General features: G+C 67.1%; 16 protein-coding genes. 10 read left to right on the plus strand and 6 right to left on the minus strand.

Annotated elements, in window-relative coordinates; translation table 11 throughout:
* Positions 1 to 158 precede the first annotated feature (158 nt).
* On the plus strand, positions 159 to 1,517 hold the full coding sequence (locus FHW94_RS20520; RefSeq protein WP_168557698.1) for a glycoside hydrolase family 130 protein: 1,359 nt from the start codon (positions 159 to 161) through the stop codon (positions 1,515 to 1,517).
* Between the two features lie 36 nt (positions 1,518 to 1,553).
* Here FHW94_RS20520 and FHW94_RS20525 read toward each other — a convergent pair whose 3' ends face one another.
* Complete coding sequence (locus FHW94_RS20525; protein ID WP_168557699.1) at positions 1,554 to 2,480, minus strand: LysR substrate-binding domain-containing protein; 927 nt, start codon at positions 2,478 to 2,480, stop codon at positions 1,554 to 1,556.
* A gap of 90 nt (positions 2,481 to 2,570) precedes the next feature.
* Between FHW94_RS20525 and betC the strand changes: the two genes are divergently transcribed.
* The 8 genes from betC to maiA all read left to right on the plus strand — a co-directional run bounded on the left by betC (position 2,571) and on the right by maiA (position 10,357).
* Entirely contained in the window at positions 2,571 to 4,088 is a 1,518-nt protein-coding gene (gene betC, locus FHW94_RS20530; protein ID WP_168557700.1) for a choline-sulfatase, read from the plus strand.
* Positions 4,089 to 4,119: 31 nt separating this feature from the next.
* Positions 4,120 to 5,325: an MFS transporter gene (locus FHW94_RS20535; protein ID WP_168557701.1), complete on the plus strand. Its 1,206-nt coding sequence runs from the start codon at positions 4,120 to 4,122 to the stop codon at positions 5,323 to 5,325.
* Positions 5,326 to 5,358: 33 nt separating this feature from the next.
* The gene (gene hutC / locus FHW94_RS20540) at positions 5,359 to 6,093 is read left to right on the plus strand and encodes a histidine utilization repressor (protein ID WP_168557702.1); all 735 of its coding nucleotides are present in this window, start codon (positions 5,359 to 5,361) and stop codon (positions 6,091 to 6,093) included.
* Between the two features lie 35 nt (positions 6,094 to 6,128).
* Positions 6,129 to 6,590, plus strand: coding sequence for an Lrp/AsnC family transcriptional regulator (locus FHW94_RS20545; protein ID WP_210425788.1), 462 nt, complete (start codon positions 6,129 to 6,131; stop codon positions 6,588 to 6,590).
* A gap of 153 nt (positions 6,591 to 6,743) precedes the next feature.
* The gene (hppD, locus tag FHW94_RS20550; RefSeq protein ID WP_168557704.1) at positions 6,744 to 7,850 is read left to right on the plus strand and encodes a 4-hydroxyphenylpyruvate dioxygenase; all 1,107 of its coding nucleotides are present in this window, start codon (positions 6,744 to 6,746) and stop codon (positions 7,848 to 7,850) included.
* Positions 7,847 to 8,419, plus strand: a complete 573-nt coding sequence (locus FHW94_RS20555; RefSeq protein ID WP_349237577.1) for a VOC family protein — start codon at positions 7,847 to 7,849, stop codon at positions 8,417 to 8,419. The genes hppD and FHW94_RS20555 overlap by 4 nt, the downstream gene beginning before the upstream one ends.
* Positions 8,416 to 9,708, plus strand: coding sequence for a fumarylacetoacetase (gene fahA, locus FHW94_RS20560; RefSeq protein WP_349237578.1), 1,293 nt, complete (start codon positions 8,416 to 8,418; stop codon positions 9,706 to 9,708). Before FHW94_RS20555 ends, fahA begins: the two co-directional genes overlap by 4 nt.
* Positions 9,701 to 10,357: a maleylacetoacetate isomerase gene (gene maiA / locus FHW94_RS20565; RefSeq protein WP_168557706.1), complete on the plus strand. Its 657-nt coding sequence runs from the start codon at positions 9,701 to 9,703 to the stop codon at positions 10,355 to 10,357. The genes fahA and maiA overlap by 8 nt, the downstream gene beginning before the upstream one ends.
* Before the next feature lie 13 nt (positions 10,358 to 10,370).
* On the opposite strand, the gene FHW94_RS20570 is transcribed toward maiA, so the two are convergent.
* Positions 10,371 to 10,685, minus strand: a complete 315-nt coding sequence (locus FHW94_RS20570; protein ID WP_168557707.1) for a hypothetical protein — start codon at positions 10,683 to 10,685, stop codon at positions 10,371 to 10,373.
* A 325-nt stretch (positions 10,686 to 11,010) separates the two neighbouring features.
* Between FHW94_RS20570 and FHW94_RS20575 the strand changes: the two genes are divergently transcribed.
* A complete protein-coding gene (locus FHW94_RS20575) occupies positions 11,011 to 12,633 on the plus strand; it encodes a tannase/feruloyl esterase family alpha/beta hydrolase (protein WP_168557708.1) in 1,623 nt (540 codons plus the stop codon).
* Here FHW94_RS20575 and FHW94_RS20580 read toward each other — a convergent pair.
* From FHW94_RS20580 to FHW94_RS20595, 4 genes are read right to left on the minus strand one after another with little or no spacing between them, the layout of a single operon-like run.
* Positions 12,585 to 14,063: an efflux transporter outer membrane subunit gene (locus FHW94_RS20580; protein ID WP_168557709.1), complete on the minus strand. Its 1,479-nt coding sequence runs from the start codon at positions 14,061 to 14,063 to the stop codon at positions 12,585 to 12,587. The genes FHW94_RS20575 and FHW94_RS20580 overlap by 49 nt on opposite strands.
* The gene (locus FHW94_RS20585; RefSeq protein ID WP_168557710.1) at positions 14,063 to 17,251 is read right to left on the minus strand and encodes an efflux RND transporter permease subunit; all 3,189 of its coding nucleotides are present in this window, start codon (positions 17,249 to 17,251) and stop codon (positions 14,063 to 14,065) included. Before FHW94_RS20585 ends, FHW94_RS20580 begins: the two co-directional genes overlap by 1 nt.
* Positions 17,248 to 20,385 carry an efflux RND transporter permease subunit gene (locus FHW94_RS20590; RefSeq protein WP_168557711.1) on the minus strand — a complete coding sequence of 1,046 codons (3,138 nt, stop codon included), beginning with the start codon at positions 20,383 to 20,385 and terminating at the stop codon, positions 17,248 to 17,250. Before FHW94_RS20590 ends, FHW94_RS20585 begins: the two co-directional genes overlap by 4 nt.
* On the minus strand, positions 20,382 to 21,665 hold the full coding sequence (locus tag FHW94_RS20595) for an efflux RND transporter periplasmic adaptor subunit (RefSeq protein WP_168557712.1): 1,284 nt from the start codon (positions 21,663 to 21,665) through the stop codon (positions 20,382 to 20,384). Before FHW94_RS20595 ends, FHW94_RS20590 begins: the two co-directional genes overlap by 4 nt.
* Between the last annotated feature and the right edge of the window lie 3 nt (positions 21,666 to 21,668).

Consider the following 21,668-nt stretch of genomic DNA (forward strand, 5'->3'; position numbering starts at 1 on the left):
CGAATTACGGATCAGGCAACGAACCATCCCGCCCCTGGTTTCGCACGACGCGGTGGGCCGAGACGATTTTGCCTTTTTGTGCAGGAGCCTGATGCCTGGCGCGGCGTTTGTTCGGCAATGATGGGCACCCGGGGTGCCCCTGTCGGAAAGGATGCCCAATGCCCGATGCCGAGCTACCCATCGATGCCACGGCGCTGCGGGCCAGGGTGGCCGCCGCCGTATTGCCGCCGCCGATCGTGGAATTCTGGCAGCGCGCGCATGTCAGGCTGATGCCCGATGCCACGCGAACCGTGCTGCGCCCGTTCGAGCTGGCCTATCCGCAAGACTATTCCAGCGAGTCGGGCGACCGCGTGCGCGCGATCGTGGACCGGGTGATCGGCCTCGACGATGCGGCCGTGACCCAGGCCTTGGCCTATATGAAGGAATTGCTCGATGCGCGGCACCGCAACGTGCTGGGCACGCTGGAGCGGCGCGCGGCAGAGATCATCGCCATCGCGCCGCAAGCCGCGCGGCTGGAAGTGGACCGTCGCCTGTTGATCGGTGGCATGTTCCTGCAGGAATACGCCTTCGAGGCCGCCGCCCTGTTCAACCCGTCGATCGTGCCGGCGCCCCGGCAGGAGGGCGCGCCCGATGGGGGCATGCGTTTCATCTGCGCGTTGCGCGGGATCGGTGAAGGGCACGTGTCGTCAATCACGTTCCGCACCGGAGACTGGGATGGCGTGGCGCAAGTGACCATCGATTCCCCCGCGCGGCTGGCTGCGTCCCCCCGGATCGACGCGCAGGATGAAGACGGCAATGCCCTGCGGCTGCACTTCGATGGCGTGCAGGATGTGTCCGAAGCCGTGCTCTTTCCGCTCACGGCGGCGCAGGCCCGCGGGCTGGAAGACCTGCGGCTCGTGCAGTTTGCCCAGGACGATGGCAGCATCTGCTACCACGGCACGTTCACCGCGTTCGATGGCGTGACCGGCCGCACGCAGATGCTCTCCACCCGCGATTTCCGCCGGTTCGACATGCGCACGCTGACCGGGCGGGTGGCGGTCAACAAGGGCATGGCGCTGTTTCCCCGGAAAGTGGGTGGCCGCTATGCCATGATCGGCCGGCAGGACAACGAGAACATCTGGCTGATGCGATCCGACAGCCTGTGGCACTGGGACGAGGCCGAGAAGATCGTGTGCCCGCAATACGTGTGGGAATTCGTACAGATGGGCAATTGCGGATCACCGATCGAGATTGACGAGGGGTGGCTGCTCATGACCCACGGTGTCGGGCCGGTGCGCAACTACACGATCGGCGCCGTGCTGCTCGATCGCGATGACCCCTCGCGCGTGCTGGCGCGGGCCAAGCTGCCGCTGTTGCGCCCTGGCCCGGAACAGCGCGATGGCTATGTGCCCAATGTCGTCTACAGTTGCGGCAGTCTGGCATTGGGGCGGCGCCTGCTGGTGCCCTATGGCATTGCCGACAATTTCGCGAGCTTCGTCACTTGCGACCTTGATCCCTTGCTGGCGCACATGGGCTGACCCTGCAAACAGGGCGTGGACGCTAGCGAGCGGGCGCTAGGCGCGGGCGGTCTGGCGCAGCCAGGCGTTGACGCGCGCGGTGTCGGTCAGTTGCGGCCGGGTGAGTGGCTCGACCAGGTGATAGCCCCGCGGGCTGGACAAGGGATGGTCGGTCAGCCGCACCAGGCTGCCTGCCCTGACCAGGTCGTCGATCAGCGGGGCCCAGCCCAGCGCCACGCCTTGTCCGAGCATCGCGGCCTGTAGCACGATCTGATAGTTGTTGAATGCCAAGTCCTGGCGCGCGGCAGGTGCGGGCACGCCCATGCCGGCAAACCAGTCTGGCCAGTCGAACCAGCGGGTGGGGCCGCCACCACGCAAGTGGAGCAGGCGCATCTGGGCGATATCGGCCGGGGCCAGGGGCAGGGCCAGGGGCAGGGGGCGCTGCGCCAGATAGCTTGGCGCGCAGACCGGATGGACTTCTTCGGCAAACAGGCGGTGCGCGCGGCATCCGGGCCATTGGCCATTGCCGAACAGCACGGCCAGGTCGAAGTCGCTGCCCAGGGCATCGGTGGTGCCCTGCGAGGTGGTAAGGCGGATTTCCACCTCGGGCATCAGGTCGGTCAATTCCGCGATGCGCGGCATCAGCCACCAGGCGGCAAAGCCGAAATCGGTCAGGATCGTGACCGTCCGCGTGGCGCGGTGGCGCGATGCGCTGGCAACGCCGGTGGCCAGCGCTTGCAGCCCTTCTTCCACGCGGGGCAAAAGCCGCTCTCCCGCCGCGGTCAGTTCCACGCCGCGATGATGGCGTTCGAACAGGGATACGCCCAATTCGGCCTCCAGGTGGCCGATATGCTGGCTGATTGCGGCCTGGGTCATGGCCAGTTCGCGCGCGGCGCCCGAAAACGTCCCCCGCCGGGCTGCCGCTTCGAACACCAGAAGGCCGCGGAGCGGCAGCCGTGCATAGGTCCCAGGCGAAAGCTCCACTTATGCCCCCTTAAGCAGACAGCAGCTTCCCCGCCACTTTGCCTTCGTTCTAGCTTATGCCTTCCGATTTGCCAGGGTGGATTGCGGGGCATGACCGAAAAGCCGAACTTCCTCGTTCTCATGGCAGACCAGTTGATGGCCGATGCGCTGCCGTTCCTGGGGCAATGGCCGGTGCACGCCCCGCGGATGGCGGCGCTGGCCGAACGCGGGGTGGTGTTCGCCAATGCCTATTGCCCCAGCCCGTTGTGCGCGCCATCGCGCTTTTCGCTCTTGGCCAGCCAATTGCCCTCGCGCATCGGCGCTTATGACAATGCGGCCGACTTTGCCGGCGACACACCCACGATCGCCCACTATCTGCGTGCCGGCGGGTGGCACACGATCCTGTCGGGCAAGATGCACTTCGTGGGCGCTGACCAGTTGCACGGGTTTGAAGAGCGGCTGACGACCGACATCTATCCCGCCGACTATGGCTGGACCCCGGATTGGACGCGGCCAGAACACCGCCCCACCTGGTATCATTCGATGGACTCGGTGGTCACCGCCGGGCCCACGGTGCGCACCAACCAGATCGATTTCGACGAAGAAGTGGTCTTTACCACGCGGCGCAAGCTGTTCGACATCGCCCGCGATCCGGCAGCACGGCCGTTTTTCCTGGTCGCCTCGCTCACCCATCCGCACGATCCCTTTGCCATCCACCGCCGCTACTGGGATCTGTATGAAGGCGTCGACATTCCCATGCCCCGCCTGGGGCGCGCCGACGTGGCCGACGATCCCCACGCGCAGCGCCTGCGCCATGTTTGCGGCACCGACCTGATGCCGGTGACCGAGGACCAGGTGCGCGCCGCGCGCCGCGCCTATTTCGGGGCGATCAGCTTCGTCGACGAGCAGTTCGGCCTGATCCTCGACACGCTGGAGGAAACCGGGCTGGCCAGCAATACCGTGGTGCTGGTCTGCGGCGATCATGGCGAGATGCTGGGCGAGCGTGGGCTGTGGTACAAGATGAACTTCTTCGAGAACGCCGCACGTGTGCCGCTCTTGGTCCATGCCCCGGCGCGCTTTGCCCCAGCGCGGGTGGATGCGGCTGTCTCGACACTCGACATCCTGCCCACCTTGCTCGATCTCGCTGGCCTGCCGCCGGCCGATGCCGCCCCGGTCGACGGGCAGAGCCTGGTGCCGCACCTGCAGGGCGAGCAGGGCCATGACGAGGCCTTGGCCGAATACCTGGGCGAAGGGGCGATCGCGCCGGTGGTGATGATCCGGCGCGGGGACTGGAAGTTCATCCATTGCCCGGCCGATCCCGACCAGCTTTACAACCTGGCGCAAGACCGCGATGAAACCCGCAACCTGGCCAATGATCCGGCGCATGCCGCATTGGTGGCCAGCCTGCGCGAAGAAGTGGCCGCGCGCTGGGACCTGCCCACCATCGCTGCGCAAGTCGTGGCCAGCCAGCGCCGGCGCCATCTGGTGGCCCAGGCCAATGCCACCGGCACGCTGACCCATTGGGATCACCAGGTGCCGCGCGATGCGTCACGCGAATATATCCGCGCGCACATGGACCTGGAATTGCTGGAAGCGGTTGCCCGTTTCCCGCGCGTGCGCTTCGATTGATCGCAAGGGGGACGGGGCAATGGGGGCAGGCATGGTGCAGCAGACCGACAAGGGCCCCGCAACTGCCCCGCCGGGCCCGGAGGCACCGCGCGCCGGCCTCACTCTGGCAGCGATCGGCGCCGGCACGGCAGCGGCGCATATCGGCAACAATTTCACCACCTATCTCGTGGGTGGATTGATCGACGCCTATGGTTTTTCCGCCAGCGCGATGGGGCTGTTCGCCATGCTGGAAACGCTCGCCTATGGCGCGGCCATGCTGGGCGTGGCGCGCTGGGGCGGCGGGGGCGGCGTGGTCGGGGGGCCACGCCGCCTTGCGCTGGCCAGCACCGTGCTGGTGGTCTTGGCGCAGGCGCTGTCGGGGCTGGGGGGCAACCTGCCGCTGCTCCTGGCCGGACGGCTGGTCACCGGCTTCGGCTTTGGCCTGATGAACGGCGCGGTAAACCTGGCAGCGGGGCAGACGGCGCATCCGGCACGGGCGATTTCGGTGGGCATCGCCTGCCAGACGGTGCTGTTTGCCGTGGTCAACATCGTCTTGCCCGAAGTTTCCGCGCATCATGGCCTGGCCGCGATGTTTGCCGCGCTGGCCTTGCTTTCGGCGGTTCTGGGCCTGGGCGCCATGGCACTGCCGGGTGCGGCGCGCGCCGACCACGCTGCAATGGCGGCGCGCCAGCCGATGACGCGGGCGGGCTGGCGTCTCTTGCTCGCCATGGGCCTGTTTGCCGGGGGAAGCCTGTCGATCTGGCCGTTCATGGAACGCGCCGGCCACGCCATCGGCCTGGCGGCCACCACGTTTGGCCGCTACCAATCGCTGGCTACGATCGCCAGCGCGCTGGGCAATGCCGCGCTTGCCGTGGTGATCACCCGGTTGCCGCGCCGGGCCCTGCTGGCGGGCGGGTTGGTGGCCTGTGCGGTTTCCTGTGCTTTGCTTACCACGGCCAGCCTGGCCTGGGTCTTTGCCGTGGCCCTGGTGGTGTTCAACGCCAGCTGGTTCATTGCCTATCCCATGCTGTTGGGCCTGGCCTATGACGAAGCGCCCGACGGCCGGCTGGCGGTGATGATGACGGCCACCTGGCTGCTGGCCCAATCGGTAGGGGCGCTGGCCGCTGGCGTACTGGCCGATGCCACCGGATCGTTTGCCGGGGTTGGCCTGGTCGGCTTTGCCGGCTGCGCCCTGGCACTGCTGCTGACACTGCCCATGGCGCGCAGCCCGGCGCGGCCAGTGGCCCTCGCATCTTGACAGCGCCGCCCTGGCCCTCTCTGTGCTGGGGCAATGACCGCATCCACGCCCCCATTGCCCGCCGCCCTGCCGATGCACGAGCGCATCCGCCAGGAAATCGAGGCGCGCGTCATGGCGGGCGAACTTCGTCCGGGCGAGCGCATCCCGTCCGAACTCGAACTCATGGCGCATTATGGCTGCGCGCGGATGACGGTGAACAAGGCGCTCTCGCGCCTTGCCGAAAGCGGCCTGCTGGAACGGCGCAAGCGGGCGGGCACGTTCGTGGCGCGGCCGCGCACGGTCTCGATGGTGCTCGACATTCCCGACCTCGCGCTCGAAGTGCAGGGGCGCGGGCAGGTCTATGGCTTTCGCCTGCTTTCGCGCAGCCTGGGGGACACCGCCAGCGACCGCGAGGCGGCGGCCGAACTGGGTGACGTTGGGCCGATCCTGCGGCTTTCGGGCCTGCACCTGGCCGATGGCGCGCCGCTCGCCGTGGAAGAACGCGTGACCAACCTGGCGCTGGTGCCGGGGATGGCGGATGTGGATTTCACCGCCGATCCCCCCGGTGGCTGGCTCTTGCGGCATATCCCCTGGACCGAGGCGGAAAATCGCATCGGCGCGCTTGCCGCCAGCCGCGAACAGGCCAAGGCGCTGGGCATTCCCGCCGGATCGCCGTGCCTGGTGGTGGCGCGCCACACCTGGCGCGGGGCAGACAGCGTCACCTTCGTGCGCCAGGTTTTCGTGGCCGGCGCCTATGAACTCGTCGCGCGGTTCGGGCCGGCGCGGTAGTTGCACAATTTGCGCGCCTGATGCACGATTGGCGCATGGATCGCACAGACCTTCGCATTCTTGCGCAGCTTCAGGCCGATGCCTCGGCCAGCCATGCCGACTTGGCCGAGGCCGTGCACCTGTCTCCCTCGCAATGTTCGCGCCGCATTGCGCGCCTGCGCGAAACCGGTGTGATCCGGGGGCAGGTGGCGCTGCTTGACGAAGCGGCACTGGGGCTGGGCGTGGAAGCCTATGTCACGGTGACGATGGCATCTTATGCGCGCGAGGTGGTGGGCGGCTTTCACGAACGCATCGCGGGGCTCACCGCCGTGGTCGATTGCTGCGCCTTGACCGGAGACGCCGACTACCTCCTGCGCATCGTCGCCATCGATCTTGCCGCGTTCACCCGCCTGATCAACGACGAGATCCTGGGCCATGGTGACGTCGCCAACTTGCGCTCGTCCATCGTGCTCGACCGGATCAAGCGCACCACGGCCTTGCCCTTGCCGCGCGGTTGACGCGTAGAATAGTGCTTTTCTGCGTTAGTCACGCATATTTAGGGGTTTTCCTTCGTAACTTCGCGCGGAACGTGCATCGGCTTTGGAGTAGACTGCCAGGGTCAAGCCGGCCGCTTTTGATGGCCGGCACCTGCTGGTGGAGAGACACGCGCCATGGCCGCATCGACCGATCTTTTCGACAATCCCCTGGGCCTTGATGGGTTCGAGTTCATCGAGTTTGCCAGCGCCGAACGCGGCAGCCTGGGCCCGGTGTTTGCGCGCATGGGATTTACCCACATCGCCAACCACCGCAGCAAGGATGTGGAACTGTGGCGCCAGGGCGGCATCAACCTGATCGCCAACTATGAGACCCGCAGCCCGGCCGCCTATTTCGCGGCCGAGCACGGCCCTTCGGCCTGCGGCATGGGTTGGCGCGTGCGCGATGCGGCCAAGGCCTATGCTGCGGCGCTCGACCGCGGGGCCGAGCCGGTGGAAGTGCAGACCGGGCCGATGGAACTGCGCATTCCCGCCATTCGCGGCATCGGCGGGTCGATCATCTATTTGGTCGACCGCTATCACGGCGGCCAGTTCGGCGATCTTTCGATCTACGATATCGATTTCGTGTATCTGCCCGGCGTCGATCGCCAGCCCAAGGGCGCGGGCTTCCACACGATCGATCACCTCACCCACAACGTCTATGGCGGGCGCATGGCGCACTGGGCCAGCTTCTACGAGCGCGTGTTCGGCTTCCGCGAAATCCGCTATTTCGACATCAAGGGCGAATATACCGGCCTTACCAGCCGGGCGATGACCGCGCCCGATGGCAAGATCCGCATTCCCTTGAACGAGGAATCGCAGAAGGGCGGCGGCCAGATCGAGGAATTCCTGCGCGCCTACAACGGCGAGGGCATCCAGCACATCGCCTTTGCCTGTGATGACCTGATTGCCGGATGGGACACGCTCAAGGCCAGCGGCACCCCGTTCATGAGCGCGCCGCCGGCCACCTATTACGAGATGCTGGAAGAACGCCTGCCCGGCCATGGCGAACCGGTGGACGAATTGCAGAAGCGCGGCATCCTGCTCGATGGCTCCACCGTGCAGGGCGATCCGCGCCTGCTGCTGCAGATCTTTTCCGAAACGCAGGTCGGGCCGGTGTTCTTCGAATTCATCCAGCGCAAGAAGGACGAGGGCTTTGGCGAAGGCAATTTCACCGCCCTGTTCGAAAGCATGGAGCGCGACCAGCTGCGCCGTGGCGTGCTGAAAGTGGGGGAGGACGCGTGACGGACACCGCCCAAACACAGGCCCCGCTGCTGGGCGGGGTGCACCACGCGGCCTATCGCTGCCGCGATGCCAAGGAAACCGTGGAATGGTATGCCCGCGTGCTGGGCATGGCCTATACCACTGCCTTTGCCGAAGATCACGTGCCCTCCACCGGCGCATTCGATCCCTATATGCACGTGTTCCTCGATGCTGGCGGCGGCAATGTGCTGGCTTTCTTCGAGCTGCCCAACCAGCCCGAGATGGGCCGCGATCCGGCCACGCCCGCGTGGGTGCAGCATCTGGCGTTCAAGGTGGCGGACGAGGCCGCGCTGCTGAGCGCCAAGGCGCATATCGAGGCGCAGGGCATCGATGTGCTGGGCCCCACCTGGCACGGGCTGTTCAAGTCTATCTATTTCTTCGATCCCAATGGGCACCGGCTGGAACTGGCGTGTGACATCGGCACGGATGAACAAGTGGCCAAGGCGCGCGAGGTGGCCCCGGCCATGCTGGAAGAATGGGCGCAGACCCGCCGTGCGCCGCGCCACGCTGCGTGGTTGCACGAGCAGCCTGGCGAGGAGCCGCAGGCGTGATCGACCATACCCACGATCCCCGCGCGCAAAGCTGGGTGGAGGGCGCTGCCGGCCATCCCGATTTCCCGGTGCAGAACCTGCCGCTTGGCGTGTTTTCCCTGGGCGAGGGCGAGCCCCGGCGCATCGGCACGGCAATCGGTGACCATGTGCTCGACCTGGCGGGCCTTGCCGCCGATGGCGCTTTGCCACAGGGCTTGGCCACGGCGCTGGCCCAGCCCACGCTCAACGCGCTGTTTGCGTTGGACGAGGCGGAGCGGGTGGCGCTGCGCCATGCGCTGTTTGCGCTGCTGTCCAGCGAGCGGTGCCGGCTGAAAGTGACGCCGCACCTCCATCGCAGCGAGGACGTGGCGCTGCACCTGCCCTTTGCCATCGGCGATTACACCGATTTCTACGTGGGCATTCACCACGCCACGGCCATCGGCAAGCTGTTCCGGCCGGACAATCCGCTGCTGCCCAACTACAAGCACGTGCCGATCGGCTATCACGGGCGCGCCTCTTCCGTGCGGGTTTCGGGCACGCCGGTGACGCGGCCGTGGGGTCAGCTCAAGGCGCCCGATGCGCCAGCGCCGGTGCATGCGCCGTGTCGCCGGCTGGACCACGAGCTGGAACTGGGCCTGTGGATCGCCGGGGACAATGCGCTGGGCGAGCCGGTGCCGATCGACACGGCCTGGGACCGGATCGGCGGGCTGTGCCTGCTCAACGATTGGTCTGCGCGCGATATCCAGGCCTGGGAATACCAGCCGCTGGGGCCGTTCCTGGCCAAGAACTTTGCCACCACGGTATCGCCCTGGGTGATCACCGCGCAGGCGCTGGCGCCGTTTCGCATGGCCGCTGCGCCCCGGCCCGACGGCGATCCGCAGCCCTTGCCCTATCTGCGCGAAGGTGGGGAGGGCGCGCTGTCGATCACGCTGGAAACCACGCTGCACACCGCCGCGATGCGCGCGGCGGGGCTGGCGCCGCATCGGCTGAGCCAGGGCAACGCGTTTGACGCGATGTATTGGACACCCGCGCAGATCGTGGCGCACCATGCCTCTAACGGCTGCGATCTGCACGCGGGCGATCTGCTGGGCACCGGCACGCTTTCGGGGCCCACGCAAGACAGCGCAGGCAGCCTGATGGAACTGAGCCAGGGGGGCAAGGCGCCGCTGGCCCTGCCCGGCGGGGAAACCCGCACGTTTCTGGAGGACGGGGACGAACTGGCGCTGCACGCGCGGGCCGAGCGGGACGGTTATGCCACGATCGGCTTTGGCCCGTGCGTGGGCCGGATCGCGGCGGCGCGCCATGCCTGACCTGACGCTGCACGGTTATTGGCGATCCAGCGCGGCATGGCGCGTGCGCATCGCGCTGGCGCTCAAGGGCTTGCCCTATGCCACCGTGGCGCACGATCTGCGCACCGGTGCGCAAGCCGCAGCGGCCTATCGCGCGTGCAATCCGCAGGGGCTGGTACCGGCGCTGGACACGGGGGAGGGCCAGGAAGCGCCGCTTACCCAATCGCTGGCGATCATCGAATGGCTGGAGGAAACCCAGGCCCAGCCCGCGCTGTTGCCGGCCGATCCCTTGGGGCGGGCGCGGGTGCGGGCCATGGCCCAGGTGATTGCCTGCGACGTCCATCCGCTGGGCAACTTGCGCGTGCTCAAGGCCTTGCGCGGCGATCTGGGTGCCGATGAGGCGCAGGTTGCGGCGTGGCTGGCACGCTGGATGGGGGATGGGTTCGTCGCCTTGGAAACCATGGTGGCACAATGGGGTGGGGCCTTCGCCTTTGGCGATGCGCCCGGCCTTGCCGATTGCTGCCTGGTGCCGCAGATTTACGCCGCGCGCCGGTTTGGCGTGGGCCTGGGCGCCTATCCCCGTCTGGTGGCGATCGACGCCCGCTGCGCCGGCCTTGCCGCCTTTGCCATGGCGCATCCGGCCGCGCAGGCCGATGCCGATCCGTCCTGACGCTTAGAGCGCGCTAATCGCCGGGCGAAAGCGGCGCGATCGGGATCGGCATGGCCGGCACGGGAAAGGGAAACCGTCCATCCTGGACTGTCTCTTCCAGGCTGCTGGCATTGAGCACCAGGCCCTTTTCGGTGACGACGCGAAAACTTCTGCGGGTATCCAGGTCCCAGCGCAGCATCAGCCGGACGATTTTGGCCAGGGGTTCGGGGCGCACGCTTTCCACCCTCGTGAAAGTCGAGCTTGGGAACGGTGACAGGCCATCCTCACCTGGATCGGCGTCGGGTGCGGACCATTCCAGCCAGGCGCGCTCCGTCCAATCGATGTGCATGGCGGCCCCCGTGTTGTTGGCGCCGTGTTATTGCGGTGCCAAATGAAACTTTCTGCCAGTCGAAAGAAGTGGTCCCGGACCAAACCATAGACGTTTGGGGCCAAAAAGCAATTGCTTGCCAAAATGGCGGCATGTTCTTGCGATCCGATATATTGCATTGCACCAATTGCTCGGTCGGCTGAGTACCTGACGCCGTGCGCAGACACGAGCCGGGCGGGCATGCCGGGTGCAAAGTGGCGAAGGGATTGAAGGCCACGGCCTTTTATGAAATGAAGCCAGGGAAATCCTAACAAACGTGAAGGTTGGGATGACCGGGAGATAGGGAATGGCCAAGCGAATGGGCCTGATGGCCGCACGGCCTGCCATGCTGATGGCCATGCTGGCGGTGCCAGGCGTGGCTTTGGCCCATGGCGCGCCAACGACAGCCCTGGCCAAGCGCTGCCCCGCGCTGGCCGGCGCACGGTTTGCGCCAGCCGACGGCGGCCGCCCCGTGCAGATCCTGGCGGCGCGATTGGTGCCGGCCAGTGCCGCCGCGCCCGCGGCGCAAGGCGAGACGATGCCCGCATTGCCCGCCCATTGCCAGGTGACCGGCGTGATCGATCCGCGCACGGGCGCCCATGGGAAGCCCTATGGCATCCGTTTCGAAGTCAACCTGCCGCTTGCCTGGAACGGCCGCTTTCTGTTGCAGGGCGGGGGCGGGCTCAACGGTACGGTGCGGCCGGCAGTGGGCAGCGACGCGGCCGGCACGGTGCCGGCACTGGCGCGTGGCTTTGCCGTGGCCAGCCATGACAGCGGGCACCAGGGCGCCGTGTTCGATGCCGCATTCCGTGCCGACCAGCGCGCCACGCTTGATTTCGCGCAAGCCGCCGTGCCGGCCGTGGCGCAACTGGGCAAGGCGATTGCCGCGCGGTTCTTTGGGCGGGCGCCCTCACGCAGCTATATGGCGGGCTGCTCCACCGGCGGGCGCGAGACGATGCTGGCCATGGAACGCTATCCCACGCTGTTTGATGGCCTGGTGATTGGTGCGCCGGCCATGCGCACCGGGTTTTCCAACCTGGGCACGTCTTATGCCAAGGTTATGTTCAACCAGGCCGCGCCGCGCGATCCGCAGGGGCTGCCCATGCCCGACAAGGCCTTTTCCCCGGCCGATCGCAAGACGATCCGTGACGGTTTGCTGGCGCAATGCGATGCGCTGGACGGGCGGGCCGATGGCATGATCATGGCCGTGGCGCAGTGTCACTTTCGCCCGGCCGCGCTGCAATGCCGGGAAGGCCAGCAGAGCGGATGCCTGAGCGCGGGCCAGGTGAATGCGCTCACCCGCGCCTTCGCCGGGCCGCGCGACGCGGCCGGCCATCCGCTCTATGCCCCGGTGCCGTTCGATACCGGCGTGGTCGATACGGCCGGGCCGATTTCCGGTTATATCGCCGACGGGCGGACCGATATCCTGGGGCCACCCAATCGTGACCTGGCGATCGATCTCGATGCCCGCGCTGCCGTGATCCGGGCCGATTGGATGCAGGCGCTGACCGATACCGATGGCTGGACCGACCTCGGCACGTTCCTGGGCCATCAGGGCAAGGTGCTGTTTTACCATGGTGTCAGCGACCCGTGGTTTTCTGCGTTCGACACGCTCGATTACTGGCAGCGGGCGGGGAAGAGTAATGGCGCGGCCTGGGCGCAGGGCAGCCGGTTCTACATGGTGCCGGGCATGGCCCATTGCCGCGGCGGCGATGCGTTCGACCGGTTCGATCTGCTGGGCGCCGTGGTCGATTGGGTGGAACAGGGCAAGGCGCCCGCTGGCGTGGTGGCCACGCGCAGCGCGGGCACGGCGGCGCGGCCGCTCTGCCCCTGGCCGTCTTACGCCCGGTATCGCGGGGGTGATCCGGCGCTGGCGGAAAGCTATTCCTGCGCTGACGCGGGCGCGGGGGGCACTGAGGCGGGCGGCTGATCGGTCCACCGGCCGCCCACGGCCTGGGCCAGGGAAATGGCGGCGGTCTGGCGATCGATCACCGCCTGGATTTCCGTCTGCCGGGCCGAAAGCGCCGCCGTCTGCGCGGTGATGACCGAGGCATAATCGACCAGGCCATTGCGATACTGGTTGTTGGCGATGGTTTCGGCCTTGCTTGCCGAAGCGGTCGCTTCCGTCCGGCGCTGCGCCACCTGGGCCAGCACGCGCGTGCCGGCCAGGTTGTCTTCGACCTGCTGAAACGCGGTGAGCACGGTCTGGCGATAGGTGGCCACGGTCTGGTCATACTGTGCGCGCGCCTGCACCACCGCGCCGTGGCGGGCGCCGAAATCGAGCAGGGTCATCGCGCCGCTCACGCCCAGCGACCACAGGCTGGTGGCCGCGCGAAACAGCTGGTCGATCACGCTGCTGTTGGTGCCCACGCTGCCCGACAGCGTGACCTGGGGGAAATAGGCGGCCTTCTGGATGCCGACATTGGCATTGGCGGCAGCGACGCGGCGTTCGGCCGCGGCGATATCGGGCCGGCGTTGCAGCAGGGCGGCGGGCACTTGCGCCGGGATTTCGGGCACGACCGGCTGCCATTCGACCGGCGCCAGCGCGAACGTGGAGGGATTTTCCCCCACCAGCACGGCAATGGCGTGTTCCAGCACGGCGCGCTGGCGATCGAGATCGGCGCGCGTGGCCTGGGCATTGCTCAGCGTGGTCTGCGCCTCGAACACGTCGGAATGCGCAACGGTGCCCGCATTGTACTTGTTGGTGGCGATGGTCAGCGCGCGGGTATAATCGGCCACGGTGCGATCGAGCAGCACCCGCTGTGCATCGATGCCGCGAAGCTGCACATAGTTCGTGGCGAGTTCGCCCTGGGCGGAAAGCGTGGCGTTGGCGAGGTCGCCCTCGCTGGCCTGGGCACTGGCTTTGGCCTGGCTCAGCGCGTTGCCGAGGCGACCCCACAGGTCGGGCTCCCAACTGGCGCCGATGGACAGCGAATAGCGCGAAACCGCAGCGCCGGTGTTGGTGGTGGTTGCGCCGGTGCCGCCGGTCACGGTTTCACCCTCGAAGGTCTGCGAGCGGGTGCCGCTGACCGAACCGGTAAGCGAGGGAAACAGGGCAGAGCGCTGCACCTGGACGAGGCCGCGCGCGGCCTGGTACGCGGCGCGATAGCTCGCCACGTTCTGGTTGGTTACCGCAACGCGCCGCTCCAGATCATCGAGCACGGGATCGCGGAACAAGTCCCACCAGGCGCCACGGGCCACCGCATCCGATGGCGTGGCCACGGCCCAGCCTGGCTCTTCCTTGAACTGCGCCGGGATCGCCACGCTGGTGGGCACGCGATAGGCGGGCGCCATCGAGCAGCCGGTAAGCAGCAGGCCGGGAATGACGAGCGCGGAAAGGCGGGAAGAAGGCGCGCGCATCAGGCGGGTACTCCTTGGATGGGGGCCGGCGGCGCCGCACGGCGGGGGCGGCGGCGGAAGCGGTCGAGGGCGAGATAGACCACCGGGGTGGTCATCAGGGTCAGCACCTGGCTGGCGACAAGACCGCCAAAGATGGCGATGCCCAGCGGCCGGCGCAGTTCGGCCCCGTCGCCAAAGCCGATGGCGAGCGGCAAGGCGCCGAGCGCGGCAGCCAGCGTGGTCATCAGGATCGGGCGAAAGCGCTTGAGGCAGGCCTCGCGCACGGCGTCCACCGGCGCAAGGCCCTCGCTGCGCTCGGCCTCCAGCGCGAAATCGATGATCATGATCGCGTTCTTCTTCACGATGCCGATCAGCAGGATGATCCCGATCAGGGCGATGATGTCGAACTGCCCGCCGCTGGCGATCAGCGCGATCATCGCCCCCACCCCGGCTGACGGAATCGTGGAGAGCGCGGTGAGCGGGTGGATCGCGCTTTCATAGAGCATGCCCAGCACGATGTAGATCGCCACCAGCGCGGCCACGATCAACAGCGGCATGCTGGCCGTGGACTGGGCAAAGACCTTGGCCGTGCCGCCGAATTCGCCGTGCACGGTGGCGGGCAGGGCAAGGCTTGCCTGCACTTGCGCGATAAGCTGCGAGGCCTGGCCCAGCGAAACGCCCGGCGGCAGGTTGAACGAGACCGTGGCCGAAGGTTCGCCATCGGAATGGCTGACCGAGGCATCGGTGGAGCCGGTGTTCCAGCGGGCGATGGCTGAAAGCGGCGTCATCGTGCGGGCGCTGGTGCTGACGGCGCTGCCGCTCGCGACCAGGGCGCCGCCGGCCGCTGCACCGCCCGAGCCGGTGAGATTGGCGGCCGAGCTGGCCGAACTGATCGCATTGCCCACGGGCAGGTAGATGTTGTTCAACGCCTCTGGCGAACCATTGAACTGGCGATCGGCCTCCATCACCACGTGGTACTGGTTGAGGCCGGAATAGATATTGGCCACCTGCCGCTGGCCGAACGCGTCATAAAGCGTGGCGTCCACCGTCTGCATCGGGATGCCCAGCCGCGCGGCGGCATCACGGTCCACCTCGACAAAGGCGTCGGCACCGGCATCCTGCTGGTCGATATCGACGTCGGTGATCAGGTCGCCATGGGTCTTGAGCGCGTCGACCAGCTTTTGCCCGGCGGCCTGGAGCACATCGGCGTGATCGGCCTTGAGCACGTATTGATAGGAGCTGTTGGTCTGCCGCCCGCCGGCCTGGAGATCCTGGACCGGATTGAGGAACAGGCTGACCCCGCGCACCCGCGCGAGCTTGGGCCGCAGCCGGGCGATCACTTCGGTGGCGGGCGGACGCTGCGAACGATCCTTGAGCGTGGCGAACAGGAACCCGCCGCCGGCGCGCGATCCGCCGGCGAACGAGACCACGGTATCGACCGCCGGATCGGATTTGACGATGCGGGTGATGCGGGTGAGCTTGTCCTGCAGATCGGCAAAGGAAATCGACTGGTCGGCGCGCACGCCGCCCATCAGGCCGCCGGTATCCTGCTGCGGGAAAAAGCCCTTGGGCGCGATGGCGATGAGCCAGACATTGAGCGCCACGGTCAGCACCAGCACCAGCATGACCAGGCCGCGATGGGCGAGCGCCCAATCGAGATTGCGGGCATAGCGCGCCTCGGACCATTCGACCCAGGCGCGCGCCTTGCGCATCACCCAGCTCTTGCTTTCCTGGCCATCGAGCAGGCGCGCGGCGAGCATCGGCGTGGTGGTAAGCGAAACGACCAGGCTGATCGCCACGGCGACCGACATGGTCAGGGCAAATTCGCGGAACAGCCGCCCGACGAGGCCGCCCATGAAGATCAGCGGCACGAACACCGCCACCAGGCTGACCGAGATGGACATGACGGTAAAGCCCACCTCGCGCGCGCCGCGCAGCGCGGCGGGGATGGGTGCCATGCCTTCTTCCACATGGCGGCTGATGTTTTCGACCACGACTATGGCATCGTCCACCACGAACCCGGTGGCGACGGTGAGCGCCATGAGCGAGAGATTGTCGAGCGAGAAGCCCGCCAGGTACATCACCCCCAGCGTGCCGAGCAGCGAGGCGACCACGGCGGCCGCCGGGATCAGCGTGGCGCGCCAGGATTGCAGGAACAGTCCCACCACCAGCACGACCAGCAGCGTGGCGATCAGCAGCGTCACTTCCACTTCGTGCAGCGAGGCGCGGATCGTGGCGGTGCGATCGGAGCCGATCGACAGATGAATGTCGGGCGGCAGCGCCGCCCTGAGCGCGGGCAACTGCGCCTTGAGCGCATCCACCGTTTCCACGATGTTGGCGCCGGGCTGGCGGCTGATCAGGATGGGCACCGCGCGCTTGCCGTTGAACAGCCCCATGGTGCGCACATCTTCGGGGCCATCGGTGACGTTGGCAATGTCGGACAGGCGGACCGCCGCGCCATTGCGCCAGGCGATGACCGTATCGCGATAATCGGCCGCATGGCGCCCGGCCTGGTTGGAATAGACCTGGAAACTGCCATTGCCGGTATCGAGTATGCCCCGCGGGCGATTGGCGCTTTCCGATTGCAGTGCGGTGCGCACGTCTTCCAATGCAATGCCGGCGCGCGAAAGGGCCAGCGGATTGACCTCGATCCGCACCGACGGCAGCGCCGCGCCGCCCAGTTCCACATTGCCCACGCCCTGCACCTGGAGCAGTTTCTGCTGCACCACGTTGGACACGGCATCATAGATTTCCGAAGGGCTGCGCGTGTCCGAGGTGAGCGCCAGGATCAGCACCGGCGCTTCGGCGGGGTTGGCCTTGCGATAGCTGGGGTTGCTTTTGAGCGTGGCGGGCAGATCGGCGCGTGCGGCGTTGATCGCGGCCTGCACATCGCGCGCGGCGCCGTCGATGTTGCGCGATAGATCGAACTGCAGCGTGATCTGGCTTGACCCGACGCCCGAGCGGGAGGTCATTTCCGTTACCCCGGCAATCGTGCCCAGATGCCGTTCCAGCGGCGCCGCCACGGTCGACGCCATGGTTTCGGGGCTGGCGCCAGGCAGGTTGGCCTGAACCATGATCGTGGGGAAATCCACCGCTGGCAGCGGCGCTACCGGCAGGTTGAAGAAGGCTGCCACGCCCGCCAGCATCAAGCCGATGGTGAGGAGCAGCGTGCCGACCGGGCGCCGGATAAAAGGCGCGGAAATGGTCATGCCGGGCGCGGCGCAGGGTTGGCGCGGTGCTTCTCGCGCCGCTCGCGCCAGCGTTCGAGGCCCAGGAAGATCACCGGCGTGGTGAACAGGGTGAGCACCTGGCTGAAGATCAGGCCGCCGGCAATGGCGATGCCCAGCGGCTGGCGCAGTTCATGGCCCATGCCCCCGCCAAAGATCAGCGGCAGCGCGGCAAACAGCGCGGCAAAGGTGGTCATCATGATCGGGCGGAAGCGCAAGTGCGCAGCCTGGCGGATGGCATGGTCCGGATCGGCGCCTTCCTCGCGCATGGCTTCCAGCGCGAAGTCGATCATCATGATCGCGTTCTTCTTGACGATGCCGATCAGCAGCACGATGCCGATGATGCCGATCACCCCAAGGCCCGATCCGGTGAGCCACAAGCCGAGCAGCGCGCCGATGCCGGCCGAGGGCAGGGTGGACAGGATCGTGATGGGATGGACGAAGCTTTCATAGAGCACGCCCAGCACGATATAGACCACGACGATCGCGGCCAGGATCAGCCACAATTCGTTCGAGAGCGAGGACTTGAACGCCGACGCCGCGCCCGAGAAATTGGTGGTGATGGCGGCCGGCATGCCGATGGTCTGCTCGGCCCGTTCGATCACGGAAACCGCCTTGCCCAGCGAGACGCCCGGCGCCAGGTCGAAGCCGATCGTGGCGGCGGGGAACTGTGCCTCGCGGCTGACGACAAGGGCAGTTGGGCCGGTGTGGATCGCAGCGACGGTGGACAGCGGCACTGTGGTGCCGTTGCTTAGCGGAATGCGCAATTCGCCCAGCGCCTGCGGGCTGGTGACCGAGCCGGGCTGCGCTTCGAGGATCACGCGGTTCTGGCTGGACTGGGTATAGATCGTGGACACGATGCGCTGGCCGAAGGCGTCATACAGCGCATTGTCGATCGTCAGCACCGACAGCCCGAGCCGCCCGGCGATGTCGCGGTTGATGTCCACCGTCACCGCCTGGCCGCCGCCCATTACGTTGGACGTGACGTTTTGCAGATGGGCATCGTTCTTGAGCGCCCCGGCGAGCTTCTCGCCCCACTGGTTGACCAGGTCCTCGTCTGCCCCTTGCAGCGAAAAGCGATAGGCGTTGACCCCGGTTGACGTGTCGATCGTCAGGTCCTGGACCGGGCGGAAATAGGTTTTCACCCCCACGATGCCGCTGGTCGCCTGGGTGAGGCTGTCGATCACGCTGGAAAGGTTGCCCCGGTCGCTTTCGCTTTTCAGGTTCACCACCATGCGCCCTTGCGAGAGCGTGGGGTTCTGCCCGTCCACCCCCACCGAGGAACTCAGGCTGTCCACGGCCGGATCGGCCAGCAGCGCCTGCGCCACCTGCTGTTGCAGCGCGCTCATCCGGGTATAGCCGATGTCCTGGCCGGCAACAGTCGTGACCGCGATCTGCCCGGTATCCTGCTCGGGAAACAGATCCTTGGGGATCACCCAGAACAGCACCCCGGTGATTACCAGGGTGGCGGCAAACACCGCCATGGTCAGCCCGCTGCGCGCCATGACCCAATCGAGCGCCGACACATAGCGGGTGGCCAGGTTATCGAACCAGCCGCGGGTGGCGCGGGTGATGCGATACTGCCGCTCTTCATGTTCGGGCTTGAGCCAGCGGGCCGAGAGCATCGGCACCAGCGTGAGCGCGACCAGCGCGGAAATCAGGATGGTGACGGCCAGCGTCACGGCAAATTCGCGGAACAGGCGACCGACCACGTCGCCCATGAACAACAGCGGGATCAGCACCGCGATCAGCGAAACGGTGAGCGAGATGATGGTAAAGCCGATCTCGCTGGCGCCTTTCAGCGCGGCCTCGAACGGCTTCATGCCCAGCTCGATATGGCGGGCGATGTTTTCCAGGACGACGATGGCATCGTCGACCACGAAGCCCGACGCGATGGTCAGTGCCATCAGCGTGAGATTGTTGATCGAGAAATTCAGGAAATACATCGCCGCAAAGGCGCCCACGAGCGAGAGCGGCACGGCGATGGAGGCCACCACCGTGGCGCGCAGCGAACCCAGGAACAGGAAGATCACCAGCGTGACGAGCACCACCGCCAGAACCAGTTCCATCCGCACGTCAGCCACGGATGAGCGAATGCCGGCGGTGCGATCGGTCAGCAGCGTGACGTGCACGTCGGCCGGCAGTTGCGCTTCCAGTTCGGGCAGCGAGGCCTTGATCGCATCGACCGTGCCGATCACGTTGGCGCCGGGCTGGCGCTGCACGTCGAGCACCACGGCCGGCTGCCCATTCATCCACGAAGCAAGACGCGTGTTCTCGGTGGCCTGGACGACGTTGGCCACGTCGGAAAGCCGCACCGGCGCGCCATTGGCGAAGGCCACCACCAGGCTGCGATAGCTGGCCACGTCGGATAGCTGGTCGTTGGCATCGATCGTCCAGCTTTTGGTCGGCCCGTCGAAACTGCCCTTGGCCGCATTGGCGTTGGCATTGGCAATCGCGCTGCGGATCGATTCCAGCGACAGGCCGCGCGCGGCGAGCGCGGGCACATTGGCCTGGATGCGCACGGCTGGGCGCTGCCCGCCCGACATGGAGACAAGGCCGACGCCCGAAACCTGGGAAATCTTGTTGCTGAACTGGCGTTCGACAATGCCTTGCACTTCGCCCAGTGGCCGGCTTTTCGAAGTAATGCCAAGGCTCAGGATCGGGGCGTCGGCCGGGTTGACCTTGGCATAGATCGGCGGGGCCGGCAGGTCGGTGGGCAGCAGGGTATTGGCCGCATTGATCGCCGCCTGGACTTCCTGCTCGGCAATGTCGAGCGAGAGGTCGAGCCGGAACTGCATGGTGATCACCGATGCCCCGGCCGAGGAGGCCGATGTCATGCGCGTCAAACCCGGCATCTGGCCGAACTGCCGCTCAAGCGGGGAAGTAACGGTCAGCGCCATCACATCGGGGCTGGCGCCGGGGTAGAGCGTGGTCACCTGGATCGTGGGATAATCCACTTCCGGCAAGGCCGAGAGCGGCAGCATGCGATAGGCCACCAGGCCCGCCAGCAGGATCGCCACCATCAGCAGGGTGGTTGCCACCGGGCGCAGGATGAACAGGCGGGATGGCCCGCCGGGCTGGGCAGGGGCGGGCGCGTCAGGCGCGGGCGTGTTCATCCCGCATTGCCGGAATTGGCGCCGGAATTGGCGCGGCGATGATGCTGGCCGTTGCCGCCGCCGCGATTGCCGCCGTTACCGCCCGCGCCGCCGCGCTTGCCGCCCTTGTTGATGCTGGCGCCGTCTTCCAGGCCATCGGCGCCTTCGATCACCACCGGCGTGCCGGCATCAAGGCCCGACAGGATGGCAAGGCGATCACCCGCCGTGGGCCCGACTTTCACGACGGTGAGCTTCACCGTGTTGTCAGGCTTTACCACGAAGACAAAATCGCCCTGGCTGCCGTGGCGCACCGCGCTGACCGGCACGGTGACCACGTCATGCAGCGTCTGCACCAGCATGGAGACATTCACGAAAGCACCGGGGAACAACACGTTGCTGGCATTGGCAAAGCGCGCCTTGGCCTTGACCGTGCCGGTCGTGGCATCCACCTGGTTGTCGAACGTGAGGAAGCGGCCTGTGGCAAGGCGGGTGGCGCTGTTCTGGTCGCGCGCTTCCACCGGAAAGCCGCTGCCGGCGCCAGCGCCCTGGCCGATGGCGGAAAGCTGCGCCTGGGGCAGGGCAAAGCTGATGTCGATGGGATCGACCTGGGTGATCACCACCACGCCGTTGGTATCGGACGGGGTCAGGTAATTGCCGATATCCACCTGGCGAATGCCCACGCGGCCGGAAATCGGCGCCTTGATCGCGGTGTAGTCCAGGTTGAGCGCGGCCGTGCCGATGGCGGCGCGATCGGCCGCCACGGTGCCGACCAGCTGGCCCACCGTGGCGCGCTGGGTATCGACCTGCTGGCTGGCGATCGAATCCTGCTTGAGCAGCGTCTGGTAGCGGTTGAGATCGAGGCGGGCCGAAACCAGCTGTGCCTCGTCCCGCGCGAGGTTGGCGCGCGCCTGGTCGAGCGCCAGGCGATAGGGCCGGGGATCGATCTGCGCCAGGACCTGCCCCTGGCGGACCATCTGCCCTTCCTGGAACATGATCTTGAACAGGACGCCCGAAAGCTGGGTGCGCACGGTCGCCGTGACGATGGGCTGCACCGTGCCGAGCGCGGCCACGGTCACCGGCACATCGGCCTTGGTGGCGGGCGCGATATTGACGGCGGCCGGCGGCCGGCCGCCGCGCTTGTCACCGCCGCCCTTGGCCAGCCAGCGCGCGCCCAGGGCCAGGCCCAGGAACACGGCGATAATCACCAGTGCGATCAGGACCGTGCGTTTGCGGTTGGCAGAGCGATGAACGGGCGGTTCTTGATCCGGGGAAACGGGGGTACTCGCGTCGGCAGCGCTCATTTA

This window comes from Novosphingobium sp. SG720 (assembly GCF_012275365.1).
Lineage (GTDB): Bacteria > Pseudomonadota > Alphaproteobacteria > Sphingomonadales > Sphingomonadaceae > Novosphingobium > Novosphingobium rhizosphaerae.